At 33.2% G+C, this 17,702-nt stretch carries 20 protein-coding genes; 15 read left to right on the forward strand and 5 right to left on the reverse strand.

Features of this window, described 5'->3' with window-relative positions; translation table 11 throughout:
* Positions 1-148: 148 nt before the first annotated feature.
* From T479_RS22790 to T479_RS22795, 10 genes are all read left to right on the forward strand, one after another.
* Positions 149-1,171 (forward strand): HNH endonuclease signature motif containing protein, encoded by a 1,023-nt coding sequence (locus T479_RS22790; RefSeq protein WP_025219401.1) that lies wholly within the window; start codon positions 149-151, stop codon positions 1,169-1,171.
* Positions 1,172-1,189: 18 nt separating this feature from the next.
* Positions 1,190-1,711, forward strand: coding sequence for an SMI1/KNR4 family protein (locus tag T479_RS09735; protein ID WP_025219402.1), 522 nt, complete (start codon positions 1,190-1,192; stop codon positions 1,709-1,711).
* A gap of 240 nt (positions 1,712-1,951) precedes the next feature.
* Positions 1,952-2,344: a hypothetical protein gene (locus T479_RS09740; RefSeq protein ID WP_025219403.1), complete on the forward strand. Its 393-nt coding sequence runs from the start codon at positions 1,952-1,954 to the stop codon at positions 2,342-2,344.
* A gap of 75 nt (positions 2,345-2,419) precedes the next feature.
* Positions 2,420-3,220, forward strand: coding sequence for a hypothetical protein (locus T479_RS09745; protein ID WP_137036894.1), 801 nt, complete (start codon positions 2,420-2,422; stop codon positions 3,218-3,220).
* Positions 3,198-3,998 (forward strand): hypothetical protein, encoded by an 801-nt coding sequence (locus T479_RS09750; RefSeq protein WP_025219405.1) that lies wholly within the window; start codon positions 3,198-3,200, stop codon positions 3,996-3,998. The genes T479_RS09745 and T479_RS09750 overlap by 23 nt, the downstream gene beginning before the upstream one ends.
* A complete protein-coding gene (locus T479_RS09755) occupies positions 3,998-4,780 on the forward strand; it encodes a hypothetical protein (protein ID WP_025219406.1) in 783 nt (260 codons plus the stop codon). The genes T479_RS09750 and T479_RS09755 overlap by 1 nt, the downstream gene beginning before the upstream one ends.
* A gap of 15 nt (positions 4,781-4,795) precedes the next feature.
* Positions 4,796-5,449 carry an ABC transporter ATP-binding protein gene (locus tag T479_RS09760; protein WP_025219407.1) on the forward strand — a complete coding sequence of 218 codons (654 nt, stop codon included), beginning with the start codon at positions 4,796-4,798 and terminating at the stop codon, positions 5,447-5,449.
* A 339-nt stretch (positions 5,450-5,788) separates the two neighbouring features.
* Complete coding sequence (locus T479_RS09765; RefSeq protein ID WP_052599475.1) at positions 5,789-6,256, forward strand: MarR family winged helix-turn-helix transcriptional regulator; 468 nt, start codon at positions 5,789-5,791, stop codon at positions 6,254-6,256.
* Entirely contained in the window at positions 6,243-6,722 is a 480-nt protein-coding gene (locus T479_RS09770) for a glutathione peroxidase (RefSeq protein WP_025219409.1), read from the forward strand. The genes T479_RS09765 and T479_RS09770 overlap by 14 nt, the downstream gene beginning before the upstream one ends.
* Positions 6,723-6,941: 219 nt before the next feature.
* Complete coding sequence (locus T479_RS22795) at positions 6,942-7,682, forward strand: lysozyme (protein WP_024361866.1); 741 nt, start codon at positions 6,942-6,944, stop codon at positions 7,680-7,682.
* 45 nt (positions 7,683-7,727) lie between these two features.
* Here the strand turns inward: T479_RS22795 and T479_RS09780 are convergent, their stop codons facing one another.
* Entirely contained in the window at positions 7,728-7,985 is a 258-nt protein-coding gene (locus T479_RS09780) for a hypothetical protein (RefSeq protein WP_025219410.1), read from the reverse strand.
* Between the two features lie 256 nt (positions 7,986-8,241).
* Here T479_RS09780 and T479_RS09785 point away from each other — a divergent pair, with 256 nt between their 5' ends.
* A complete protein-coding gene (locus tag T479_RS09785; protein ID WP_025219411.1) occupies positions 8,242-8,661 on the forward strand; it encodes an ester cyclase in 420 nt (139 codons plus the stop codon).
* 343 nt (positions 8,662-9,004) lie between these two features.
* Positions 9,005-10,705 carry a hypothetical protein gene (locus T479_RS09790; protein WP_025219412.1) on the forward strand — a complete coding sequence of 567 codons (1,701 nt, stop codon included), beginning with the start codon at positions 9,005-9,007 and terminating at the stop codon, positions 10,703-10,705.
* Between the two features lie 392 nt (positions 10,706-11,097).
* On the opposite strand, the gene T479_RS09795 is transcribed toward T479_RS09790, so the two are convergent.
* The 3 genes from T479_RS09795 to T479_RS09800 form a co-directional block, all read right to left on the reverse strand.
* Positions 11,098-11,439 (reverse strand): hypothetical protein, encoded by a 342-nt coding sequence (locus tag T479_RS09795; protein ID WP_025219413.1) that lies wholly within the window; start codon positions 11,437-11,439, stop codon positions 11,098-11,100.
* Between the two features lie 485 nt (positions 11,440-11,924).
* Positions 11,925-12,053: a hypothetical protein gene (locus tag T479_RS24190; RefSeq protein WP_255313812.1), complete on the reverse strand. Its 129-nt coding sequence runs from the start codon at positions 12,051-12,053 to the stop codon at positions 11,925-11,927.
* A gap of 1,243 nt (positions 12,054-13,296) precedes the next feature.
* The gene (locus tag T479_RS09800; RefSeq protein ID WP_025219414.1) at positions 13,297-14,109 is read right to left on the reverse strand and encodes a hypothetical protein; all 813 of its coding nucleotides are present in this window, start codon (positions 14,107-14,109) and stop codon (positions 13,297-13,299) included.
* A 138-nt stretch (positions 14,110-14,247) separates the two neighbouring features.
* Here T479_RS09800 and T479_RS23700 point away from each other — a divergent pair, with 138 nt between their 5' ends.
* The 3 genes from T479_RS23700 to T479_RS09810 all read left to right on the forward strand — a co-directional run bounded on the left by T479_RS23700 (position 14,248) and on the right by T479_RS09810 (position 16,000).
* Positions 14,248-14,388: a hypothetical protein gene (locus tag T479_RS23700; protein ID WP_158497878.1), complete on the forward strand. Its 141-nt coding sequence runs from the start codon at positions 14,248-14,250 to the stop codon at positions 14,386-14,388.
* A 537-nt stretch (positions 14,389-14,925) separates the two neighbouring features.
* Positions 14,926-15,351 (forward strand): acyl-CoA thioesterase, encoded by a 426-nt coding sequence (locus T479_RS09805; protein ID WP_025219415.1) that lies wholly within the window; start codon positions 14,926-14,928, stop codon positions 15,349-15,351.
* 181 nt (positions 15,352-15,532) lie between these two features.
* Positions 15,533-16,000 carry a GNAT family N-acetyltransferase gene (locus T479_RS09810; protein ID WP_025219416.1) on the forward strand — a complete coding sequence of 156 codons (468 nt, stop codon included), beginning with the start codon at positions 15,533-15,535 and terminating at the stop codon, positions 15,998-16,000.
* Positions 16,001-16,084: 84 nt separating this feature from the next.
* Here the strand turns inward: T479_RS09810 and T479_RS09815 are convergent, their stop codons facing one another.
* On the reverse strand, positions 16,085-17,701 hold the full coding sequence (locus tag T479_RS09815) for a hypothetical protein (protein WP_025219417.1): 1,617 nt from the start codon (positions 17,699-17,701) through the stop codon (positions 16,085-16,087).
* Position 17,702 lies beyond the last annotated feature (1 nt).

The following is a 17,702-nucleotide window of genomic DNA, read 5'->3' on the forward strand; positions in this document are numbered from 1 at the left end:
TGGTCATTCAACAACTAATTAGAGATGGTGAAGGTTGAGGTGATAATGAATCAGACACTGGTTAAAATTCCTCCTATAATAAACACACTAAAATAATAACTATAAATTCAGAAAATACTAAAAATTAAAAAGGAGAGAGAAAATCGAAATGAAAAAAATAGTATTATCACTATCACTATTAATATTATTACTTTTAGTTTCATTTACTCCAACTTTTTTAGCAAGATCATCGGTGTTAGAGTTAGAACACGTAAGTCATGAAGAAGATTATTTAGAAGCTGCTATTCAATTACAAAAATTATATGAGTTGGGATATATCGATGAATATATTACTGAGGAAGATCTTAGAGCAGAATTTCAAGATAGCTTTAATGTAATAAACGATGAGTATATATTAAGTGAAGGAACATATATAGTTGCGTTAGATACTGAAACTGATGAAATTATTGATATAAATGAGTTAATTGACAACAATTCTCTAAAAAATACTTTCTCAAGAAATGCTTATTCAGATAACATTAGTAAGTATAATTCGTTATTAGTATATTCAGTTGCATTTAAAACGTGGATTAGCAATGCTGGTACAACAACATCAAAAATTAACCATTCAGCAGAGGTTACAGGAGTATATGGGGTAGGTACAAGACCAAAAGATTATACAATTATTGCAAGTATTCAAAGAGCTACAAGTGAAAATGGTTCATATATAAATGCGGACAATATTACTAAAACAGTAACCTTGAAACAAGTAGTTACAATTTCTGCTTATATAAATTCAACATATTATTGGAAATCTGATTCAATGGCATATGCTAATTATTCAAATGCATCTTATCGTGCGAGTGCTAAAAATGAAGGACCTTGGTTGTTGAATAAAAAAGGAATGAAATATCCAGAATATACAGACCCTAAGTCCAAAAAAGTAATGACTAAACCAGTTTCTACAACTTGGTCAGCAAATTCTAGTTCTTCTTGTGCTTTGACTAACTCTGATAGGATAGCATATAGAACATGGTATGATGCAACTTATGGATCTTTAAATTGGAATGATTATGAAATTCATCATATTAGACCGTGTAAATGGGGAGGAAATAAGGATTATAGCAATTTAATTCCTTTGCCATATTCATTTCATAGAGGTACTGTATCTCCTTGGTGGGTAAACTATTAGAAATTAGGTGAAGATAATATGTCGATTGAATTAATATTAACAGCATTAAATAAAAGGTTAGATAAAGAGAACAGCATTATCATACAAAGGGAGAATGGAGAAATTTTAAATGTAACCTGTGATTGGAATTGTCCAATATCAAATCATGAACTACAGGAATTCACTTTAGAAACTCAGCATGTTTTACCGAAGGAATTGTGCTTATTTTTAAAACATAGTAATGGAGCGAAATTATTTAATGAAAATGGTCTTGGTTATGATTTCTTTGAAATATTTAATTTAAGCCAGATATTAAATTATATCCATGAATATGAGACCAATATATACTATCAAAGTGCCTATGATAAAAATTGGTTTATGATGGGTAATTATAGAGGATATGGTGATTATATGTTCGTTGATTCTCAAAAAGTTGCTAATGGGGAGGATAATTATCTTATCTTTGTTCATGAAGGAGACATTCAAAGGCTACCTATGAACTTTGAAACTTGGCTGGACAGATTTATTGTTACACAGGGAGCTAGATATTGGCTATGGTAAAACTAGCTAAACAATATAAAAATAAAGCGAGTAAACGAAGATCAGCTACTTAATCTAAATATTAGTAGCAGTTTTTGTATAAAACGAAAATATATCAACTTTAAAGCAAATAGTATCTTTAGATCTATTAAATGTATTTATTTTAATAAAATTCACTTTACAAAATAAACAGAATAATAATAAAATTAAGATAATTGAATGACCGAAAATGAAACAAATTACAATCTGGAGGAAAGCAAAATGAAGAAGTACCAACTTTTTGCAAGTATTGTAGCTGTTAGTTTGTTGACTATAGGATTTGGTTCATTTGCAAATGCATCCCCTACATATCATGGGTATTCAGGGAAAGTTCCGATTATTAATGATTTAGAGACCCTTGATGCTGTTAAAGAAACTACAGGTAGTGCATACAATTTAGTTTCGTATATTCAAAGAGGAAAATTAGTGTCATGGGTTGAAAAGGGAACTAGCAATGTTACGAATAAAGTGGCATACAAAGAGCGCAAAGTTGTTGTGATGGATTATTTAGGTAATGCAAGTTCATTAGTAGGTGAGAAAGTTCATTTAAATATTTCAACTTCTCCTGGCACATTAGAAACAGTAGATACTGTGGGAACGTGGACACCTAATTAATAGATAATCAAAAAAGCTACTCAATTTTTGGTCATTCAATCCAGTGATTAAATGGTGAAGGTTGAGGTGTTTGCGTTGACAATGTATATCAGGCAAGAGTTTAGAAGAGCGTTGATATCGAGAATGGGACTGGCAACAATGGCAACGTCTATTCTTCTCGTGTTTATTGGTATGCTGGAATCATTAATATGGATTCATAGCGGAGTGATTTCAATTGTTTATTCTTTTTTGCAGGGGTATAACGCTGGAACTGCATCCTTTATCGTTCTAGCATTCCCAATAATCGCATGTATGCCGTTCGCTAGTTCATATCGAACAGATATTCAGACAGGATTTCATCATTATATTCAATACCGTATGAAAAAAAGCCACTATATGACAATTCGTTTAGCTGTGAATGCACTTACTGGGGGAATAGCTGTTGCAATTGGTCCTATGATTGCTTTTGCTTTTTTAATGGTGTTAAAGCTTCTATTAAATGTACCGATGTTAGGACACAGAGACCAATCTCAACTAGGCCCTGTGGTTTTTTTTCAAAGTATGGGTGTAAGTTCGCCGATGATGATGATGGTTATAATGATTGGAATTATGTTTTGTTGTGGCATAATTTTTGCAACGCTAGGTTTAGGGATATCAGCGATTATTCAAAATAAATATATTGCGATTTTTGTACCGTTTATTTATTTGATTCTTTCTGTCACAGTATTGGCGAAAATTCATCCTGCTTTCAATGCGATGGCATTGTTTGATGTGGACCTAATTGACCAATATCAAATAGGCCAAACTTTTCTATATGGCGTAGTGCTTGTTGTAGTAGGGATAACACTATTTTTTATAGGAGGGGCAGCAAAGATTGAAGAGCGGTTTAAAGAGTAAAAAACGATTAAAGTTATACTTATCCAAAAAAAGTGTATTATTCGTATATATTGTGTTGATGCTATACTTTTTCAATTTATTACAATCGACAAAAGTAGTCGAAGGAAATATCTTTGACTTATTACTTCATCTTACGGAATTTCATCCTCTGTTTTATTTCATCTTGCCGGCATTTTTAATCATTCTAATATCGTTATTTTCATTAGGGCATGTGCAGAACTATTTGTTAATTCGATTTAATACAAAACGGCAATGGTATCATGTCATTCTTTTACAAATAGCAAAGTCCGTTACATATTTCTGTCTAATGCTTGTTGCTATCATGATATTCGAAGCTGCATTTGTATTAGATTTTACTAACCAATGGAGTAATTATAGTGTTCAGCACTATAAACACCATACGGAGCTATTGAAGAACAATACACCTCTTGTTTTGACTGCGATGTCAGTCATTCTTCTATGGTTGTTTCTATTTTTTTTCGGAATGCTTTTTTACATAAGCTACTTGTTTACAGGACGGATTTTATTAGCTTGTTTAGCTGTTCTTCTAGTCAATCTAGTCAACATAGGTGTGTCATTATCAAAAATAACACTGATGACTTCCTATTTATTTTATGACCACATTAATATTTTTCAATATACCTATAATGTAATTTCTGAAATAAGTGAACTTCCATCTACCATTCTATTATATTGGATTGTGTTAATTATGATTTTCTATTTAATTGGATTTTACTGTATCAATAAAAAGGATATGTATATTGGAGAGCGAAAATAATGCTAAAAACACTCTTTACTTACTATTTATGTTCTTTCTTTAAACTGAAGTATGTTCTATGTAGTGTTGGCATCTTTGTGCTGAATAGCATTGTTGTTTATGCTTCATATGGTGATATTACCCTAAGTGGCTATGTAAATCAGATTGTATTTATGTTTTATATGCCTTTAAATTTCCAATTTGACTTATTGCGTTGGTTGTTGATCTTTATTCCTATTCTCCTATTGCTTAGTTCCTTTATTTTACGAGAGCTATGTGCCCATCCAACGTATCTTATTCAAAGAATGAAAAGTTATCGTCATTGCTTTCATAGCATATTTATTGCGATAGGCATCAGTTTGATTGGATATGTTGGAATCGGGTATATGGTAACAGCAATATTCGTTTACTTCATTAATAATAATATAGAGGGTCACAATGAAATACCATTATCATTGTTCCACAATTCGGATGGATGGCAAGTGCTATTGAGCCATTTTATCCTATTTATTTTAACAGGATTGTTATTACTCATTATCCACACTATTTTTCTATTTATTATCAATAATGCAGTCTTCGCAATGTTTCTCGTTATTATTAGTATGATTTCTTCGGTTGCTGTTGGCTATTTATTTCCGCCTATTCTAAAGTTTTTACCGCTAACTTATTTTTTGCTTGGCTTGAGTGAATTACAGGGAATATCCATTGCGTGGTTTAATACTATAATCGTGCTATGTATTGTGTTGTCCTATAGTATGCTTTATGGCCTTTTTATTAAATTGAGAGAAAAAATAGTTGGGTAAAAGGAGGTTGTATTTATGACCATACTCGAAATACACAATTTACATAAAAACATAAAGGGACGTCAGTTGCTGAAAAATATAACATTAGTCATTGATAAACCTGGAATTTATGGGATTGTCGGCAGAAATGGTTCAGGTAAAAGCTTATTATTTAAGACAATTGCTGGTCTTTATGTTCCGAGTGGCGGTACTGTAAAAGTGTTTAATGACATTATCGGCACAGGGAATTTCCCTAAATCTTTTGGTGCATTATTAGATACGCCTGGATTTCTAACCCAATATTCAGGTTTTCAAAACTTAAAGATACTCGCCTCGATTCAGAATAAAATCAGTGATCAAGATATCAAAAACGTTTTGACGTTAGTTGGGTTGGATTATAATGATAAAGGCCCGGTACGGAAGTATTCATTGGGCATGCGACAAAGGTTAGGGATTGCACAGGCAATTATGGAAAATCCCAAATTACTATTATTGGATGAACCGATGAATGGATTGGATCAATCGGGTGTAGCGGAAATGCGAGACATGATTCTGAACTTTAGAAAGCAGGACATAACCATCCTTTTAGCAAGCCATAACCCTGAAGATATTGCCTTACTTTGCGATGAGGTTTATAAAATGGATGGAGGGGAGTTAGTATATCATTCAAGTCCAGTGAGACTATCATAGCTCAAGTATGAAGTGGAGTGGGCTATATAAAACCGCTTAGAAGAATCTTCAGTGGTAATCAGAAACCCTACATCTCTTTCAAAGGATTGAGCTAAAAGAGCCCTAGCAAGAAGAAGGCGATGAAGAGTTTGAAACCAAGTGTGCATAAACATAAGTAAATCCATACGCCGTACTTTAATTTAATTCTTTCTCAACAGTATCGAAGACCGTTTTAACGGTCTTTTTTAGTTAGCATTTCCACCATTATCCGAATGTCCAATTGTTAAACAGTTCAATAAATTGACATATACATCGCATACGATATAAAATAAAAATACATCGTATGCGATATATTGTGAGGTGAAAAAAATTAAAGCTTTCTTACTTGAAGATCAACTATGTTTTGCTGTATACAAGGCAGCTAACCAATTTACAAAGTTATATCGGCAAGTGCTGGAGCCATTTGGTTTGACATATCCACAGTATTTGGTGCTACTTGCTTTATGGGGACAAGATAGTCTAGTGGTGAAACAAATTAGCGAAAAATTGAGTTTGGGCATAGGCACGTTAAATCCAATATTAAATAAGCTTGTTGATAAAGGATGGGTGACGAAAGAAACATCGTCTAAGGATAAACGTGCTGTAATTATTTCTTTGACTGAGAAGGCAAGAGCAACTGAAACGTTGATTACAGAAAAGTTAGTGGAGAAAATGGCACATTGTGATGCTTTGACAGTAATAGACGGTGATTTAAGGGCACAGTTGCAAAATTTAAATGAATTATTAACTCAATTAAATAACATGGAGGTAAAAGATGAGTATTTATGATATCAATGTAACATTAGAAGATGGTTCAGAATATAGTTTAGAAAAATACAAAGGTAAGGCTTTGTTAATAGTCAACACTGCAACAAAATGTGGTTTAGCTCCACAATTTGAAGAATTAGAACAATTGTATACTACTTATCGAGATATGGGGTTAGAAGTGCTAGGTTTTCCATCTAATCAATTTAAGCAAGAAATGTCTTCAGCGCTGGATGCCGCTGAAGCTTGCCGTTTAACGTATGGCGTTACATTTCCTATGCATGAAATTATCAAGGTAAATGGTAAAGAAGCACATCCTCTTTATAATTATTTAAAAACGCATTCGAAAGGCTTCTTAGGAAGTAATATTAAATGGAATTTCACAAAATTCTTAGTTAATCCAGAAGGAGAAGTAGTAGCTCGATTTGGTCCAACTGATAAGCCAAAAAGCATTGAGTCGGATATAAAAAGAGTTTTGAATTTACACTAATATTGAAACAGTGAAAAATGCGGTTTTAACATTTTCAAAAGCCCTTCCTATTATGGAGGGCTTTTATTTTGAATGTGGGTATTCCAAAAGCTTCATATTGTTACTTAATTGTATAAATGACGATTATATTTCCTTGTTCTGTATCTATGTAAACGTTCGGATATTAAGAATTGAATAGACTAGAGAAGGTGCAGAAAAAGAAAGGGGGATAATAGATAGATGGAAATTTCAAATAATGCACTAAATCTCATAGCGAAGTGGGAAGGGTTTCGCTCCGATGCCTATATAGGTCCTGACAATGTTTGGACCATCGGCTACGGAACAACAAAATGGCCAAGTGGCAAAGCAGTTGAAAAGGGGCAAACCATTACAAAAGAAGATGCGTGGGAACTATTACGAAAGCAAGCACAAGAGCATGCTACTACCATTGAATACTATGTTAAAGTGCCACTTAACCAAAATCAGTACGATGCACTGGCAAGTTTCCAATATAATTTAGGACGATATATTTTAAGAAATAGTGCCCTATTAGTATATTTAAATAATAAGCAATGGGAACAAGTAAGCAAAGAAATGCTATTATACTGTAATGCTGGTGGAAAAAAGCTACAAGGGCTTGTGAATCGTCGTCTAGACGAAATTGCCCTTTTTTTAAAGCCTGTTGTTATAATAGATGTAAGTAAAAAAATAGAATATATTGAGATTGACAAAGAGCCAAAGAAATTCCGTATTCAAAGTGGGAAATATAATAGTCAAGAGGCAATGTTAGCTGCGATGAACGACGCATTAAAACAATATTATTTAGCGTATGCAGAACCAGTAAAAGGTAGCTCAAATGAAAATGGCTGGCGTTTTATAAGTGGTTGGTATAACGCAATAGAAGAAGCAAAAATCATTGCCGAGCGCGCTATTTTAGCAAATAAATTAAGTTACGCAACGATTCGTGGAACAACGCTTTAGGGTGTCAGGCACACAAACAATTCTGAATTGTTTGTGTGCCTGACACTAAACTTTTCTTGAATGTTTAAGTTTATGTAGTTCCTTTGTTAAATATTGAACTTGTTTTTCTAATTCATCAATTTTGTTTGAATTATTATTATTATTGTTGTTTGATTTCTGTGCTTCCTCCAATGCCATTATTGCTGCGATAGTAGCTAAGACATCTCCTAATGTAGTAATAATTCCCGCAATAACTGCTAGCTTAGCAGCATCATTTTCCATACCCGCTAAAAGATCAGTAAAATTATCCTTGTTTTTACTCATCTTTTCACCTCCCTAACCGAAAATCCTTATTACATCTTATTCCTTATCCATTTTTTAATTCGAGAGTTTAAATCAAAAGTTAGGCATAAAATGGTTTAGCTCCTATATTAAACACTTTTGCTAATGGACAAAGTGATGATTTTGAGTACAAAACAAGATAAACGTTCCAATTTATAAGCGTTCGCATTATGATTAATCATGGAAATATTTAATGATCTTCACCAAAATATATAGTAAAGTTCAGTGGAGGGTTCAAATGACACCAAAGCAAATTGTTGAGAAATTTTTTAAAGAAGTACGTTCGGGGCGTAATCCAGATTACGCAGTGGAATTAATGGCAGAGCAAGTATTGGCCCATCAAGTAATCTCTGAAGAGGAATTAACAGTACTAAGAACGCCTAAAGAATACGCTGATCATGTAAAAGAAATGATAGAGGCTTATGGTGACTTCTCATTAGAAATTCAAGAGTTGATGGTCCAAGATTTTAAAGTTTATGTTCGCTGGAAACAGGTTGGCAAGCATATTGGTGAAGTTGATGGATTTCAGCCTACAGGTCTTCCAGTCATTGAAATAGCAAGTGCTGTATACCGCATTGAAAATGAAAAAATAGCAGAATATTGGATTCAAATTGATCGTGCTGGTATGGAAAAACAACTGGAACGCAATAAAAATTAATAACACCCCTAGTGTTTGGAAATATTTTGGGCAAACCGACCGCTTTCTCTTTTATAATCTAGTGCTAGAATTAAATATTCGATTTAAAAACAGAGTTAATTCTACATAGATTAATTCTGTTTTTTGTATTGCTTGGTCAAGCTTAAAACTTCGAGAGATTAGGTTAATGATATTACATATTATGGATTTATAAGTTTAACATGTATAATAAAGGGGTATTAAGGTAAATATTTCTATTTATGTATTAGCTTCATAATAGAATGATAACTGACCAGTACGCTACAATTATAAATCTTGGCAAAATGTATATTTATTAACGATGAAAAAATAGGAGTGATTTGATTTGACACAATTTACAGCATTACAAGAAGCTCATGCCTTCGCAGAGGCATTTCTACTAACTACTGAGCCGTCAACTTTAAAGCATCCTTATAAAAAGGATAAAGGTCGATTTCCACGAGTACGAAAATTTATCCAAAACTATTTATTAAATGGTTCTAGTGAAACATTCAATTCCTCTCCAATACAACAAGGTGTTGGGCAATTAATGATGTTTTGTGCTCAGTTCGCCCAACAAAAGGCTCAAACTGGAGAACGTGATGAAGTTTACAAGGAAATTGTTAATATAATTATTCCAAAACTAATCGATAAAGCATTAAATTTCCCAACAAATCCAATTGATCAATTAGCAGGCTTAATTTATTTAGGTGCAGCAATGCTAAAAAAGTTAGATGAAACACAGAACGATGTTTCCTTTTCTAATTTAGATGCGTTGTTAGCGCAATACCGAAACCATTTTGCTAATGAAGTATTAAATTCTAAAGAATACCATATTATTATGTACTATCGTACGCCATCTGCTTGGACATATGATGATGTAGAAAAATCGTACCGTTTTGCTACGGGGCCATATGCCGGTCAAATTGGCTATTGGATAACAACGGCAGAGCCATTAACAGATCCACAGAAAACTTACTTAGATAAACAAACAGTTCTTGATGATGGAGGAAAGGTTGTGTTTGCTGGTATTCAACCAGGGACTAGTAGTAAAAATTATTTGAACCATCATGCAGATTTTAATACGAAAAACCAAAGATTTATTCTGAATTCTTCACTGAATGCGATTGCGTGTTGGATGGCAGCACATATATATGATGTAAAGGTTCATGAGACTGGAGCTTCCTTAGAACCTGCACATAATTTGAAAAACGCAATTCGTGATGTACTTAGTTATACTCAATGGGGAATCAATACTTCAGTGGCTAATGCCTCTAAAGGTTGTTTCCAGCAAGAGCCCTATAACAATTCATTATTTGCAAAAAGGGTTCTTCCAGTGCATGGGTTTTCTGAAGTGAACCTGACAAATAATATGTTACGTGCCCGATTCGATTCTCCAGCATATAATGCATTTGCTATAACATTCTTGCAAATCTATGCAAGCTTAATAGAAAATCCGACAGCTTCATCATGGAACAGTCTTGTTCCTAATAACGATTCGGATTCGGCAGTTATGGTTACGCAGTTAATTAATACTTACGAGGCTATTTTTGATAACTATGCAATTATTAAAAATAACCTAATTAGTCATTTGTTTAGCCATGCTAAATATTGGGGAATGTACATTCCTGAGAATGCCATGTTGGGTTCATCAGCGTTAATGAAGAATCCATGGCAAATGCCTAATAAAGGTGAGGGCATCAATCAAGCAATGATTGGATTATTTAATGTTTATCCTGGCGTTACAGGGCAAGGTTCTACAAGCATTGATAATAAAGTATCAAAGGCCATAAAACTGCAACTTGATATTGGGCAATCATTACATGGTCAAAGTAAGTTTCCTTCCCATGGTCGTTCAGGTCTTTGGGATTTAGCCCGCCTAGATATATTAGCCGATGCTTGCAATACAAATGGGACTGTTGATTTAGCTACAGACCTTACTACGACTGATAAAGAATCTCCAAACTGTGCTGGAGCACGACGAGCATTCTACGCTTTAGCGATGGCATTAGTAGTGGATCAATCTAACAATTTTGCTTTAAATTAATAGTTAAAGCTCACTACGGATAAAAGGGTAATAAACAAACGTAAGTTCTTTTTTGATTCACTAGAAATATGGAACGGGATGCTAGAAGTGAGCTAAATCGACATTAGAATCTTAGAGAATTGCATGCCTTTATCAACAGGGATAGGGGGTTTTTAAGAATCCTTGAGCAATGCTTCTGCTAGTTTAGCTAAAACATGTCGTTTCTTGCGCTTACCCGGGAAATTTTTTTATTTCCTGACCTTACAACCATATTTCCAATAAGACATTAGGAATGTTCAAATAGAGCTAAAAATAACAAAGCATAAAGAGTGCACTTCTTTATGCCTTTTGGTCAACAATATAAGCATGTAAAAAATAGGGCTTATACGTTTTTAACCCTTAGATTTATAAAATTAAAGAATTTGTGTTAATTCTGAGTTCACAAATCTTTGAGCATCAATGATAACACCTGATGCTGTTCGCCCGTAAACGCTATATAATCCACCAGTTTGGTTCGGAGCAATTTCAACTTCATATTGGAACGAACCAGCTACACTTGGTGTTACAAAAGTAGAAGCATTTGCAGCGGCTAAAAAAGGAGTTGTAGATAGTAATTGTCTTGTGCCATTAAGTCGATAAACGCGGACTACTCCAGATAGAGAACCTCCAGTTAGATTAAGAACTTTGACACGCACACTAGAGGCATTAGCTGGTAGATTACCTGTATTTTCAATTGGACCAGTAGTTAAAGGCATATATATTCACCTCCTTCAAACAAAAAGTTATAATCTGCAGATTACATTTTTATAGTATGCAATGCTCTGTTACATTCTCTAGTCATATTAACCAAGTCTTTTTTAATAAAAATTAAATAGAAAAACTACTAAGTGAAAATATAAACAAAGGTGAGACTGTCTAGCAAGGCATAATACCTGATAGAAACAACTAGTGAGAGGGAAATATAAAAAATTATCAATAGTTAGTGATGGCGTTCAAACTGATGATTCTATTCGTCTGAAGGTTGTGTAGTGGTGCAGTCCGCCATAATTCAAGACAGTGGATGTGTTGTCAGAAATATTGTCAATTTGTTCAAATTGAGAAATATAATCTTGATAAGTTTGGAGGCAATGACTTCTTAAAATAAGTTCATAGTGGTTTCAGTGAGCACAAAGGTTTTCAACAAATGGGGAAGTAAAAAAATATAGAGCGATTACTATCGCTCTAAAATACTATTATATAATTAAAATTCCTTGTTTCTTTCAAGCTCTTCAACTCGTTTTTCTAATTTTTTAATTTTCTTTTCATTAATACCAGTAATGAAGAAAGCTGCAATCGCTATTGAAATAGTAAATATAGCAGAAGAATCCATTGTAATACCTCCCAATATTTTTAATTAAATTATAGCAAATATAGCCACAGCTCTCCCTGCTGAATTACAGGTACTTGCTTTTGAGAGTAAGCTAATGATTAATTTGTTTTTAAATGGTAAAATTAAACTGTTGTACAAAGGAGGTGTAATGCGTGGGGGAGTTCTTTATTGCAATAGTAATTTTAGTCTTGATAGTAGGGATTATAATTACCTTAAAAAAGATAAGAAGTACTAACTATAGTTCTACCAATCGAAGCCGTTCTAACTATTCAGGAAATAATACAACTGATTTTATTTCATCAGGTTCAGTCTTTTCGTTACAAGATACAGATAGAAATGATTGTTCAGACACCACTTCAAGTAACAGTGATTCTGGAGGTTCTTCGTGCGATTAATTTTTAGGTCGTTTCCGAATCGGAAATGGCTTTTTTATATTAAAATAAACTTCTATTTAATTGGTGCACCTATTAATCGTATCTCAATGACTTTCACTTTTACTCAGGGCTTGTGCCGGGTGGAAGAACGGAGCGATTACAACATGTACAAATTAAAAATATAGATGCGACAACTCTGATACGATGGTATAACAGGAATGTTTAAATTATTGTGATCTACCGTATTTAGTAAGGACACGTACAAAACGACACTGTGCACATGAAATGATAATTAAACCGGCATCGAGGATTTACCACGATTAGTGGATACAACAGCGATATGTATAAGGACATGATACGAAGATGGACAAGGATTTAGAAGATGTTAACAAACGAAGCGGCACAAGGAAAGTGTGAAAGTCTGTGCTAAATCCTCAAATAATTGAGCGTGGGGTTTATACAACAATTTCTTTTTGAAAAGGTATAGGAAGGCAAATGTTCTCACAAGGATCCATGCAATAAGCGATAAAAGAAAAAATTCCCTTTAAGGCTCAAACTAGAATAATGAGTAATTTAAAACACTGACAATCAGTGAAAGGGCAGATATTTCAGTGACAGCGCAAGTAGTTAACTGTTGGTTGTTATAAAAACAAAGTTATAAATTAAATGAACATAAAATTATACTAAGAATTAATTAAGTCTATATAGCTATATCAATTGATGCTGTTTATTTCTGAGTGGATAATTTTTTATGTATGTAAAAAATGATTAAGTTTTTTCAATATAATCTGAAGTATAAAGATAAGGGAGAACTAAAATATAATAATGGATTCATAAGTACTATCGCTTCAGCTTGTTTGAAGAATATTTTAGATACTAAGACTATAATGGAATCTATAAGTAGTACCGTATCTAGTATTTTTATAATTCACAAAACCATTTACGCCTGCTCCCGAACCACTAAAAGTATTAGGTATAACAAATTTTCTAAAACCAGTTGCCATTGAATAAAAGTCTGTGGGATTTGTCCACGTGTTAATCCCCGTAGTTTCAGTCTTTGTATATGGTGTGCCGTCTATTAAGTATCCTGTACCATAGGATCTTGCCTCACTGGTAATTGAAGTTATAGAAGTTAGAGCAACATTAACTGCTGGTGTTAACTTATAAAAGTTTAATCTATAAGCACTAGTACCATTCACCACTATTTTGTAATAATTAAGATCTACTTTAATACTAACCTTTCCATCTCCGGAATATTCAGATTTTGAACCACCTGTTGGATTAGAAACACTTGCTAAAAGGGTAGTTCTTTTTGGATAATTAGTTTTTGCAGCGTCTGTTTGATTTGATACATTTGTTACAATTGTAGCGCTCTTCGAATATTCAGTAAGTTCCTGACCATCTTCCAATGTCATTTTACTTAACAACTTAGTAATTTCAATAATTTGTGTATCATCTTCACTGTTTTCCTTTACTTCTACTGTTGTGTAATCATTATTGACTAATTGACCTTCTAATGCCAATTCTAATAATAAATCATCAGATATTTGTTGCGTTGAAAATTCTTCAACTTTTAGTATATTAGATGAAGTATCCATATTATAATCTGCTAAGGCACTTGAACTAATAAATAGAAACACTACTAAAATTAAACTTGAAATGAACGATAAAAGTAATTTCATATGATAGATCCTCCTTTAGTAAATTAATTCTCACCTTATCTTGATAATATAAAAATTAGACATTAATTTTAAGTATCCTCTAATTCTAATGTATTATTTTAATTAGGAGAAAACATGCTATTTAAAGGAGGCATATTCATGGATAACAATAAACGTAATGATGACGATAATTGGATTCCGGAAAGAAATTTAGTGAAAGGATTTACATTTAAAGGGTTCTTAATTTTTATTATAATATTGGTTATCGGAACGCTAATTAAATATTTTTTAAAACAATAATTATTTCAAAATACTTACATCTTTTATAGATGGTTGAACCCTCAATGCAACTGATACTATCAAGTGCTCATATATCAAAGTAAGTTCCAAATTGGAAAATAGTTATTCCTTCTTGCGTAAAATGGAAAATATATAAACAAAATTTACAAAAATATGTTGTATTAATTTTGGCTTTAAATAGATGAATTGAGGCTGATTTTTAAGTACTCGCAGCATCCACTGAAATCACAAGTAAAGGAATTGCTAGGAGGGCATACAAAAGTCACTCATTCTAAAAATTGAGTGACTTTTGTATTTTTCACCTGCCCAGTGCTATATTATTTTATATTTTTTTGTACCCCAGTGTACCCCAATTTGTACCCCAAATAAGTGGGGTACATAGTGTGAAAATGAATACCACCATTTTTTACCAAACAAAATATTAAAATTGAATTTCTACATTTTGTAAAATTAAATTTTTATTTATTTTTCATCCACAGAGCCTAAACCCCGCCAAATCAGCATTTTTACGCTATAATGTAGGACGAGGTGAAGAAAATGTTTGTGAGTGAAAAACAGATTGAGATTCGATATGCGGAGACAGACCAGATGGGCGTTGTCTACCATGCCAACTACATCATTTGGATGGAGATTGGACGTACGCAGTTAGTGAGCGATGTGGGATTTGAGTACGCTGCATTAGAGAAGGAAGGGTATGTGTCGCCAGTAATGGATTTATCTATTTCCTATAAGGCTGCTATGCACTATGGACAGGTGGCAACCGTGCGTACTTGGGTAGAGAAACACGATCGTCTACGTACAACATATGGTTATGAAATTTTACATGAAGATGGCACGATTGCAGCAACAGCACAGTCCGTACATATTCTAGCACATAAAGAAACATTACGACCTGTTTCTTTAAGTAAAATTGACCCTGTTTGGGATGCTAAATATAAAGAAATTGCAGTGGCAACAAAATAATATCAGCAGCTTGATGTTTACATTAATTGAATTGAAGTAAGCCAAAGGCAGGACCAGAATAATAACTGGTGCTGTCTTTTTTCTTTTAACCATGTTAAATCCACCCAGTTTCTTTATCTTGCATAAAATTTGTTATATGCTATGATTAGAACGAATGTTCTGTATGGAGATGGGGGAAATTATGCAACTATACATATACGATAATCGCTTTAAAGCGTTCATTGACCAGTATCAATTAACAGCTGAACAACTTGAATATACAGGAACACCGCAAGAGAGTATTGCGCTTGCTAAAGAGGATGTCAATCGACATGCCATTTTAGCAATTGAGGATGGGATGCTTGTAGTATTCTTTGTGTTACATCGAAAAGAAGGTGTAAAGCCATATTGTGAAAATGATGATGCCATTTTAATAAGAGCTTTTTCTACAGATTATCGACATCAAGGGAAGGGCTATGCAAAAAAAGCTTTAATGTTATTACCTGACTTTGTCAAACAGCATTACTGTGACATCAATGAAATTGTATTGGCTGTTAATGTAAGGAATGAGGCGGCACGAGGACTATATAAGAAGTGCGGTTATACCGATAAAGGTGTAAGAGTGATGGGAATAAAAGGGGAATTAATCGTTATGAGCTACGATTTGTAAAAAGAATTGCAAAAAATCCACTGAGCCATTAAAGCAAAGTGGATTTTTACTAGCTAGATAAGCAATGTCTATTTCCTTGAAGTATTACTTAGCTCGTTTAAACAAGAATTTCCAAGAAATGAAATTGACAATGACCAGTACAAAGAAATAAATAAAAGTACCATAAGAAATGCTTGTTGCCAGTAGATAGTGTATAAATGCAAGTATACCTAATGGAATAAATAATATTAAGGCCTTCCAACTCTGTCCATCACCGATTTCGTCAAAGGGTTTCGTGAAAGGAACTTTGTTTTCAAAGCCCATGTAGCAAATGATTGTGTACAAACAGCTTGCTACTAAAACAATCAATAAATCTGGAATGATTCTCGGGCCATAAATAAAGCAAAATACGATGCTAAGAACGAGATACAGCGGAATATATAGCTTTATTAAAAAGGCTTTTAAACTACCCTTTTGTAAGTCTGTATAGTCTTTAATTGGAAAGACTTTGTAGATCCAAGCCGCTTTATATTTTGCGGAATGACCTAACATCATCACAGCAGATGGAATAATCAGCATACTAAAATAAATATTTAAATAGCTTATACTGGTCGAGTAGTCAACATGATCTGACCGCATCATATTAAACATAAAAATAAATGGTATCACGAAAGAAAACCCTAATGATGGATACACTTTTAATTTAAAATCCCGTTCTTGTTTCATCATAAGAGAGGCAAAACGATAAAATGCCTTTTCCTCACTTGTTCGGCATATAAAAGATAAGAAATAATCTTTTAAACGACTTTTCTTTTCCTTCTTTGATTTGCTCGTACTTAATAACTTTTGTAAATTGCGCTCAAAGTTTGGAATTAACGTTATATAGAGCCCTATTGAAATAAGTGGTATAAAGACGGAGAAGATAGTGCCTACTAACGTGAAGTAAGAGTTATTACCATTTAAGATAAGCTCATAAGGAGCGGCAAACCACATAGGGATGATGAAAATACTCCACCATTTGAACGTTACGACCATTTCAAGGTTGACAAACTCAAAGGAGCGAATAAGCACTTGATAACCAATCATTAACACTAAGGATAAGCCAATTTGCACATAATTAATGATGTCCTTTAGCATTTCTCCATCAAAAAATCTTAAAATCACAATATACAAAATAGTTGTAAGCACGACAATGAAAATATTGATGAAGATAAGTGCGAATACGGTTAATAGAAAGAATAATATTCCTTGTGTAAACAAGCTGACTAAAAGGGGAATCGCCGTTAAGGCAATTGTTAAATAAGTTAAATAAATAAGAATATGCAATATTTTAGCGGCATTTATCGTTTTAGCATTAATCGGCTTCGTTGACAGGATGCTTCTGTCACGAACATCAAGTAGTACAGAAGAAAAATCGGAAATCAAAGTAGTCATCACGATAAAGATAACTATGCCGTATGCAATGCTCATTTGAAAATGATAGTTATCACCAAACCCCATAAAAGGAATGAGTATAAGACCATAAAGGGCGTAAATCCATAAAGATTTGAAGTAGCTATTTTTTTGATCTTTTTTATTTTGGTTAAAGATGGTTGGTACTTTTCGTTCATCCATCGTTAGTTTAATATGGAGGATTTGTCTCATAATCGAATAATCAATGCCCATTTTCCGAAAAATAAATTGCATTTTATCAAGTAGTTGCAGGACTTTGAAATCTTTCATT

Source organism: Lysinibacillus sphaericus, from assembly GCF_000600105.1.
Lineage (GTDB): Bacteria > Bacillota > Bacilli > Bacillales_A > Planococcaceae > Lysinibacillus > Lysinibacillus sphaericus.

Coding starts and splice junctions, on each gene's coding strand:
- T479_RS22790 (WP_025219401.1), top strand. CDS start 149: ATGAAAAAAATAGTATTATCACTATCACTATTAATATTATTACTTTTA.
- T479_RS09735 (WP_025219402.1), top strand. CDS start 1,190: ATGTCGATTGAATTAATATTAACAGCATTAAATAAAAGGTTAGATAAA.
- T479_RS09740 (WP_025219403.1), top strand. CDS start 1,952: ATGAAGAAGTACCAACTTTTTGCAAGTATTGTAGCTGTTAGTTTGTTG.
- T479_RS09755 (WP_025219406.1), top strand. CDS start 3,998: ATGCTAAAAACACTCTTTACTTACTATTTATGTTCTTTCTTTAAACTG.
- T479_RS09760 (WP_025219407.1), top strand. CDS start 4,796: ATGACCATACTCGAAATACACAATTTACATAAAAACATAAAGGGACGT.
- T479_RS09770 (WP_025219409.1), top strand. CDS start 6,243: ATGAGTATTTATGATATCAATGTAACATTAGAAGATGGTTCAGAATAT.
- T479_RS22795 (WP_024361866.1), top strand. CDS start 6,942: ATGGAAATTTCAAATAATGCACTAAATCTCATAGCGAAGTGGGAAGGG.
- T479_RS09780 (WP_025219410.1), bottom strand. CDS start 7,985: ATGAGTAAAAACAAGGATAATTTTACTGATCTTTTAGCGGGTATGGAA.
- T479_RS09785 (WP_025219411.1), top strand. CDS start 8,242: ATGACACCAAAGCAAATTGTTGAGAAATTTTTTAAAGAAGTACGTTCG.
- T479_RS09795 (WP_025219413.1), bottom strand. CDS start 11,439: ATGCCTTTAACTACTGGTCCAATTGAAAATACAGGTAATCTACCAGCT.
- T479_RS24190 (WP_255313812.1), bottom strand. CDS start 12,053: ATGGATTCTTCTGCTATATTTACTATTTCAATAGCGATTGCAGCTTTC.
- T479_RS09800 (WP_025219414.1), bottom strand. CDS start 14,109: ATGAAATTACTTTTATCGTTCATTTCAAGTTTAATTTTAGTAGTGTTT.
- T479_RS23700 (WP_158497878.1), top strand. CDS start 14,248: ATGGATAACAATAAACGTAATGATGACGATAATTGGATTCCGGAAAGA.
- T479_RS09805 (WP_025219415.1), top strand. CDS start 14,926: ATGTTTGTGAGTGAAAAACAGATTGAGATTCGATATGCGGAGACAGAC.
- T479_RS09810 (WP_025219416.1), top strand. CDS start 15,533: ATGCAACTATACATATACGATAATCGCTTTAAAGCGTTCATTGACCAG.
- T479_RS09815 (WP_025219417.1), bottom strand. CDS start 17,701: ATGAAAGATTTCAAAGTCCTGCAACTACTTGATAAAATGCAATTTATT.